This is a genomic window from Saprospiraceae bacterium, assembly GCA_016710235.1.
Classification (GTDB): Bacteria; Bacteroidota; Bacteroidia; order Chitinophagales; family Saprospiraceae; genus Vicinibacter.
The window spans coordinates 534,488-542,500 of sequence record JADJLG010000001.1 but is presented as its reverse complement, the minus strand read 5'-3'; the positions used below and the strand labels follow the sequence as shown (position 1 = coordinate 542,500).

Below are 8,013 nucleotides of genomic sequence, written 5' to 3'. Positions count from 1 at the left end.
TATACAGCCCGTACCGCAAACCGACACAGGTAGTCGAGGAGAGAATCCTAAGGCGCTCGAGTGAGTCATGGCTAAGGAACTAGGCAAATTAGTCTCGTAACTTCGGGAAAAGAGACCCCCACTTCGGTGGGGCGCAGAGAAATGGCCCAGGCGACTGTTTAGCAAAAACACAGGACTCTGCAAAAACGAAAGTTGAAGTATAGGGTCTGACACCTGCCCGGTGCTGGAAGGTTAAGGAAGGGGGTTAGCGCAAGCGAAGCTCTTGACTGAAGCCCCAGTAAACGGCGGCCGTAACTATAACGGTCCTAAGGTAGCGAAATTCCTTGTCGGGTAAGTTCCGACCTGCACGAATGGTGTAACGATCTGGGCACTGTCTCAGCCATGAGCTCGGTGAAATTGAAGTATCGGTGAAGATGCCGGTTACCCGCCACGGGACGAAAAGACCCCGTGCACCTTTACTATAACTTCACATTGTGCTTGAATAAAGGATGTGTAGGATAGGTGGGAGACTTTGAAGTGGTCACGCTAGTGGTCGTGGAGTCATCGTTGAAATACCACCCTTCCTTTATTTAGGTTCTAATCCCGCACCCGCGGGAGACAGTGTGTGGTGGGTAGTTTGACTGGGGTGGTCGCCTCCTAAAGAGTAACGGAGGCTCGCAAAGGTGCCCTCAGCATGGTCGGTAATCATGCGAAGAGCGTATTAGTATAAGGGCGCTTGACTGAGAGAGCGACGGCTCGATCAGGTACGAAAGTAGGCTAAAGTGATCCGGTGGTTCCGCATGGAAGGGCCATCGCTCAAAGGATAAAAGGTACGCCGGGGATAACAGGCTGATCTCCCCCAAGAGCTCATATCGACGGGGAGGTTTGGCACCTCGATGTCGGTTCGTCACATCCTGGGGCTGAAGAAGGTCCCAAGGGTTCGGCTGTTCGCCGATTAAAGTGGCACGTGAACTGGGTTCAGAACGTCGCAAGACAGTTCGGTCTCTATCTGTGGTGGGCGTTGTAATATTGAAGGGAGCTGACTCTAGTACGAGAGGACCGAGTCGGACGTACCTCTAGTGTATCTGTTGTGCCGCCAGGTGCAGCGCAGAGTAGCTATGTACGGACTAGATAAGCGCTGAAAGCATCTAAGCGCGAAGCTATCCTTAAGATGAGTATTACTGGGGTCGTAGAAGACGACTACGTTGATAGGCTACAGGTATAAGCGTAGTAATACGTTCAGCTGAGTAGTACTAATTACCCCAAAGCTTCCTTTTTTTATTATTTTCTTGCTCATTTTCTCTCCAACCTTTTTTTTATTTGTTACCCACAAATAATATTCTAAAATATATCCTCTTTTGAGGAAAAAGTTTTAGGTGGCTATAGCGTGGGGGTTCCACCTCTTCCCATTCCGAACAGAGAAGTTAAGCCCCATTGCGCCGATGGTACTGGACTAAATCCGGGAGAGTAGGTCGCTGCCGTTTTTTTTAAATAAGCCTTGGTCATTTGACACAAGGCTTTTTTTTTACCTATATCCTCAGTAAGTAACGCTAAACTGAATGAGAATGAATACACTGCTGATGAGACTAGAAACCTGCACTAATAACATTGTTGCCAGGCCTGATTCAATTCTGATAGAATTTGTGCTTTCTTGTAATAATAATTTTTTAATCTCATACTATACACTTTGAAAATCTTAATGTACTCAGTTTGAATACAAATTAGTATTGAAGCAAAGGCATAATGGAGCAATATCAAACATCCATATACCTATGGCAATAGTACTAATGAAGTGCTTTTTGCGGATTCAGAATTCATCGTAATAAAAAATAAAAATGAACAACCTCTCATCAAAGTGATGAATGTGCGTCTTGGGTAAAATCTACGAGCAGGCATTTTGGACAAGCGAAGTGTGTGATTATTATAATCAAAGCCAATTTTACTCTGGCTCTTCTTCTGGATGCTTTTTTCTACTGATGAAGGTAAGATTTGGTAAAGGAAAGGAACTTTTGGTATTTGTAATGGTTTAACCATTTGCAAGGAATCCTTTTCGCTGCTACCAATGATGGTATAATTATGTTAATACTTGCATTGGTTTGTGGGAGCGCCTAGCTTTGAAAAGGGAAGAAATTGGTTAAATCTATTATAATCAGTCTGCAAATAAGATGTATATCTTGAACTTTTGCACTGCAAAGAATTCCCTGGATTTTTGTTTAACAATTGAAAATTTCAATTCACCCTCTTTCTCTAAAGTTATTTCAACCCAATTTGAAGGAGATACCATGTTACTTTACAGCAGTAGCAGGGTGTATGTCTCATTGAACAGGGATTCAACTTTTAAGCCTTTAAGTTATTTATCTGAAGCATCCTATAGTTCTGTTTATATAAATGGCGATGATTTATTCGTTTCCTTTCGAAAATTTCAAAGTCCTTCTGCAGAAGGAATATATTGGTATTATTTTCAGACTAAAATGTGAGTAAATTTTAATAATGGTTTAAGTAATAATAACATTCAAATTGCACGCCACAATGGTGTTGATAAATATTATACGCTGCACAAAAGTGACGATTTTGTTGTAAAGTTATTCGTAACCAAATTGAATAAAGGTGAAGCGGCTACAGATACATACAGGAAGTTCAATGAAGATAATTTTGGCAAATTTATTGATGGTAACTTTAATTTTATTTGCCAATTTGAATAGATAGAAGTATTACATCATTTTGGACAATTTGTAATACATTGCAAGCTTCAAATGAAATAAAATTGAATCATGTTCCAACCGGTTATTACTTGGTTTAAGCCTGGCAAAACATTGAAGCATTTCATACTAAAATCTTTTATTTGAATAAATAATACAACGGAATATTCTAATTCAGATTCGTTTGAAATTAATCAGCAATTATAAACTAATTTTCGAGGGTGGTATATATTAAACACTACGACGGAAGGTAAATTTTTATATGCTAAGCCTAAGAGTTTCTTTCTCAAATACATTACAATTTAACTGATTTGAGTTGACATCAAAGTTTTTTACAATGGCTTGATTTTAATAATTGCGGCTCTTCCTTTGGAAGCTAATCCAGCCTTAGTAACCCGAATTTTGATTTGAGATTCTACGTATGAGACAAATGTGTAATAATTACAAAATTGCAATAACTTAGTATTTGATATAACTGGATGGTTCGTAATGCGAGAATTGATCGAGCGATTTCACGCGATTTTGATAAGCATAGTTCAACTGGAATATTTGGTTTAAAAACATGATATCTAGTACTTTAGTCTAGTGACTTAAACTTAGACCATATGAAATTACAAAGCTATAAGGTTATAGTCTTCCTCGTGTAGATGGTTATATTGTGGTTCGATTGGTATGCAAAAATCTCCAAGAAACAGATTCGTAAGGTGAAATATCTGCTATCTAATACTGGAATTAGGATTTTATTAAGAACTATTTTTGTCTGTATTTCGTTAAGGAAAGCAGTATAAATACAAGTGGCTTTGGGTAAATTTTCAAATATATTTTACTATACCTGCATTTTTGTTCTCAGCTGGATAGACCTAAATTCCCAGGTTTCCAATGCCACCGTTATATCGATCATTAATTCCGGCTTCGAGGGTGAAGCAGGATGTTGCAAAACCCCTATGGGATGGATCAATTGCGGTCATGCAGGAGAAACCCCACCTGACATCCAGCCCGAACTCTCAATTACCGGCCATGCATTGTTTGGCGTCACCAAAATTCCTTATGAAGGAAAAACCTATGTCGGGATGGTGGTTCGATCCAATGAAACCTGGGAACGTGTATCTCAGAGACTTACTTCTAAGATGTTGAAAGGACAATGTTATTCCTTTTCGATTTTTGCTTGTCGCTCAGATTCTTACCTTTCCGCACAAAAAGAGAACGAGAACGTGCTTCTGGAGTATACGACTCCAGTTGTCCTTCGAATTTGGGGTGGTGAGGCTTATTGCCATCAAAAGGAACTATTGGGTGAATCTAAGTTGGTGGATAATCTGGATTGGGAGATGTTCCAATTTGAATTACGCCCAAAAACGGATTTGGAATACTTTGAAATCGAAGCATTTTACAAAACACCTGTGCTCTTGCCTTACAATGGGAATGTATTGATTGATCAAGCATCGGATTTGGTACCTATTCCTTGTCCGGGAACACCTGATTACAAAAACTATCTTGCACAAAAAGAAAAGCAGCTAGCACAAGTCAAGAAAAAAGTAGATTCCCAAAAACCTAGCTCAAAACCGCCAGCAAATAGCCTTCCGGTAGCACAGCAAAAAAGCGAAACTAAAATATTAAAGCAACTTGATTCGAAGTCAGTTAAAGTAGGGCAAACCATAAAAATCGAGAAATTGTATTTTGACATTGATAGCTCGAGAATCAAACCTGAATCCTACACTGTATTGAACGAAGTCTATGATTTTCTGCTTAAAAATCCAAGTATCAAGATAGAAGTTGGAGGACATACCAATAGTCGCCCTTCGCCAGACTTTGCAGATAGGTTGTCGACACGAAGAGCACAGGCTGTGAGAGATTATCTGGTGGAATTGGGAATTGACTCAACCAGAATTAATTTTAAAGGATATGGAAAGAGATCGCCAATCGCTAGCAATTCAACTCCGGAAGGAAGAGCATTGAACCAAAGAGTCGAAATTAAAATATTGTCCGTACTGTAAGAGGATCAAAAAATCTTGGCAATACGTTGCGCAAAATTGTATCTTCGCAATAGAGACATTCCTTCAAGAATTAAAAGATTTAAATTCCAAAATCAGTAAATGAGAGGTCGCAATAACTCATGAATTGCGGCCTTTTTTTATTTATTTGGAGATGAAGTTCCTTTTTTTGAATCTATAAATGCATTGACAAAGATTATTTTATCTTACAAGAAAAAATAGACTTTTGTCCAATAAACCCTTCATACTGATCACCTATTTGGATAGGACCTACACCGGCCGGAGTACCTGTAAAAATTAAGTCATTTACCTGAAGAGTAAAAAACTGAGAAATGTAGTTAATTATATGGTTCGGTTTGAAAAGCATGTCCTTGCTGTTCCCTGATTGAACGATATTTTTGTTTTTTGTTAGGGAAAAAGCAATATCATCTAATCGAGAATCTGAAATTTCAATCATCTCTCCCAATACTGCGGAATGATCAAAGGCCTTGGCGATCTCCCAGGGATGGCCATTTTTTTTACATTTTTCTTGAATGTCACGAGCCGTAAAATCGATGCCCAGACTGAAGTGTGATATGTATTCCAAAGCTTTGTTCACTGCAACACACTTGGCTTTTTTTCCAATCTTAAGTACCAATTCAACTTCAAAGTGAATTTGCTTGCTGAAGTTTGGAAAATAGAAGTCCTTATTGTCCCTGAGTAAAGCTGTATTGGGTTTCATAAAAATTAAAGGTTCAGCAGGAACAGGATTGTTGAGTTCCTGAGCATGCAAAACATAATTGCGCCCTACACAAAATATAGACATCTGAAATTCAATTGAAATCCAAAAAATCGAACCACCAATTCGATCATTTTTAAAAATCGAATGTAAGTTTACTGTTTGTCCAACCTGCTGTGATGCTGAGAATAACCAAAGTATATTACAATCCCAACAACAAGCCAAACCAACAATCTGGACCAGTTGGCCCAGCCCAGACCAAATATCATTGCCAAACAAACTAGTGCACCCAAAATAGGTACCACGGGTACCCAAGGGGTTTTAAAAGGCCTACTTGCATCCGGATCTGATTTTCGCATGACAATGACACCAATACATACCAGGACAAAAGCGAATAAAGTACCAATACTCGTCATGTCACCGACAACATCTCCTGGTAATAAAGCACCAAAAAATCCAACGAAAATAAATAATAAAATATTCGATTTCCATGGTGTGTGGAATCGAGGATGAATTTCTGAAAAAATAGGAGGGAGCAAGCCATCACGACTCATCGAATAGAAAACTCTGGATTGTCCTAATAACATTACCAAAATGACTGATGAAAATCCAGCCAAAATTGCCAAAGTGATCAAGTTGGCAAGCCATCCATAACCATGCATATAAGTTTGAATAGCCCAAGCTACAGATGCTTCATGACCAGGACCATTGACGCCAAAATCCTTATAATTTGCAACACCTGTGAGGACATAAGAAAAAAGAATATATAAGATGGTGCAAAATACAAGAGAGCCGAGTATGCCTATAGGCATACCCACCTGAGGCTTTTTGGCTTCCTGGGCAGCCGTAGATACTGCATCGAATCCTATATATGCAAAGAAAACAATACCTGCTCCCCTTAATACTCCTGACCAGCCGAATGAACCAAAAACACCGGTGTTATCCGGTACAAACGGAACATGATTGACCGGATTGATGAATGACCAGCCCAAGAGAATAAACATAAGTACGATTGCAACTTTGATGATGACAATAATATTATTAACCAATGCAGATTGGGATGTACCGCGTATCAAGATGAGGGAAAGGACCAATAAAATGAATACTGCGGGCACATTCATTATGCCGGATACTCCCGCAGCTGAGGTTTGCATTGGAGAATGACACCACTGGTAGGGTATCGAGGTGTTAAAATAGGATTGCAGCAGGTTATTGAGGTATTCTGACCAAGCAATTGATACTGTAGCTGCACCTAAGGCATATTCAAGGACTAGGTCCCAACCTATAATCCAGGCCACCAGCTCTCCCATTGTCGCATAGCTATAAGTATAAGCACTACCTGCAACAGGGATCATTGAAGAAAACTCAGCATAGCAAAGTCCTGCCAAAGCGCATCCCAGACCCGCAATGACGAATGACCAAACTACACCCGGACCGGCATGTGAGCCTGCAGCTGCAGCTGTCCGCACAAAAATTCCGGCTCCGATAATGGCTCCAATTCCAAGAGCAACCAAGGCAAATGTACCCAAGGTTCTTTTAAGACCTTTTTCATCAGGTTGGGCGTCAGCAATAAGTGCTGTCAATGATTTTTTTCGAAATAGGTTTGACATACGATAGTAAAAGTTGGTTTTTCTGAAATCTAAAAGTAATCATTATTCATCATTGGGTATTTTTTTTTAAAAATTTCATTTGACGCTGTTAAGAATATGCAATGATCTAAAACAGTATTTATATATTTACTATTATATTATATGTAGTAATTGGATAAACAGTATATTAAGTATTAAAATAAAAATTACATTCAATTCGCTATTTTGGTGCTCAGAGCGTATATTTGCCCATCTTTCGATGTTTATCCATTAGTTTATTGGTATGTGCATACGAAATGATAGTGTTTCAACGATTAGAATATAAATAAGCAGTTCGTAATATGTTTTTGACATTCTTGTTACAAATCGACACCACCGGTACAGGTACTTCAATGGCATCCAAGAATATTTTTGATATCATTCTTCAGAGTGGTCCGCTTGGTGTAGGGATCATTGCGATTCAAGTATTACTTGTGGTAGTTGCATTGTATATTTTTATAGAAAGATTTCTGACTATCAAAGCTGTGGTGAAGGAAGATGATAGGGTGATGCAAAATTTGAGAGCCAATATCGGAAGTGGAAACATAGCGACTATTCAGAGTATCTGTGCATCCAGTGATACTCCGCTTGCTCGAATGGTCGAAAAAGGCTTGCAAAGACTTGGACGTCCCATGCCTGAAATTGAGAATGCAATAGAAAATGTGGGTCGTGTAGAAACTTTTAGATTGGAGAAAAAAGTGAATTATTTGTCACTCATAGCTAGATTGGCCCCTATGTTTGGATTCCTTGGAACGATCATGGGAGTTATCAAAATTTTCTATGACATATCGTTGACAGACAATCTTTCAGTAGGGGTAATTTCAGGTGGTCTTTACCAAAAGATGCTTACATCTGCAGGAGGATTGTTGGTAGGTATCATTGCATTCATCGGTTACTATTTCCTAACAATGATGCTGGATGAAGAAGTGAATAAATTAGAGCGTAGCAGTATTGAGTTCATGGATATGCTACATACACCGGTTAAATAAAGTAAATCTGCA

The 8,013-nt window shown here is 39.1% G+C and carries 5 protein-coding genes and 2 rRNA genes (1 of these 7 running past the window's edge); 4 read left to right on the top strand and 3 right to left on the bottom strand.

All coding sequences use genetic code 11. From position 1 onward, the window contains the following. Positions 1–1,256 (top strand): 23S ribosomal RNA (locus IPI99_02345) (it extends 1,631 nt beyond the left edge of the window). 95 nt (positions 1,257–1,351) lie between these two features. After that, positions 1,352–1,463, top strand: a 5S ribosomal RNA gene (gene rrf, locus IPI99_02340). Positions 1,464–1,749: 286 nt separating this feature from the next. Here the strand turns inward: rrf and IPI99_02335 are convergent. After that, entirely contained in the window at positions 1,750–2,013 is a 264-nt protein-coding gene (locus tag IPI99_02335; GenBank protein ID MBK7339350.1) for a hypothetical protein, read from the bottom strand. A gap of 1,465 nt (positions 2,014–3,478) precedes the next feature. Between IPI99_02335 and IPI99_02330 the strand changes: the two genes are divergently transcribed. After that, positions 3,479–4,669 (top strand): OmpA family protein, encoded by a 1,191-nt coding sequence (locus tag IPI99_02330; protein MBK7339349.1) that lies wholly within the window; start codon positions 3,479–3,481, stop codon positions 4,667–4,669. 193 nt (positions 4,670–4,862) lie between these two features. On the opposite strand, the gene IPI99_02325 is transcribed toward IPI99_02330, so the two are convergent. Together IPI99_02325 and IPI99_02320 are read right to left on the bottom strand one after the other, a co-directional pair. Then, a complete protein-coding gene (locus IPI99_02325) occupies positions 4,863–5,471 on the bottom strand; it encodes a fumarylacetoacetate hydrolase family protein (protein MBK7339348.1) in 609 nt (202 codons plus the stop codon). A gap of 68 nt (positions 5,472–5,539) precedes the next feature. After that, positions 5,540–6,994 carry an amino acid permease gene (locus IPI99_02320; protein ID MBK7339347.1) on the bottom strand — a complete coding sequence of 485 codons (1,455 nt, stop codon included), beginning with the start codon at positions 6,992–6,994 and terminating at the stop codon, positions 5,540–5,542. 320 nt (positions 6,995–7,314) lie between these two features. On the opposite strand from IPI99_02320, the gene IPI99_02315 reads away from it, so the two are divergent. Then, positions 7,315–8,001 (top strand): MotA/TolQ/ExbB proton channel family protein, encoded by a 687-nt coding sequence (locus IPI99_02315; protein MBK7339346.1) that lies wholly within the window; start codon positions 7,315–7,317, stop codon positions 7,999–8,001. Positions 8,002–8,013: the final 12 nt, after the last annotated feature.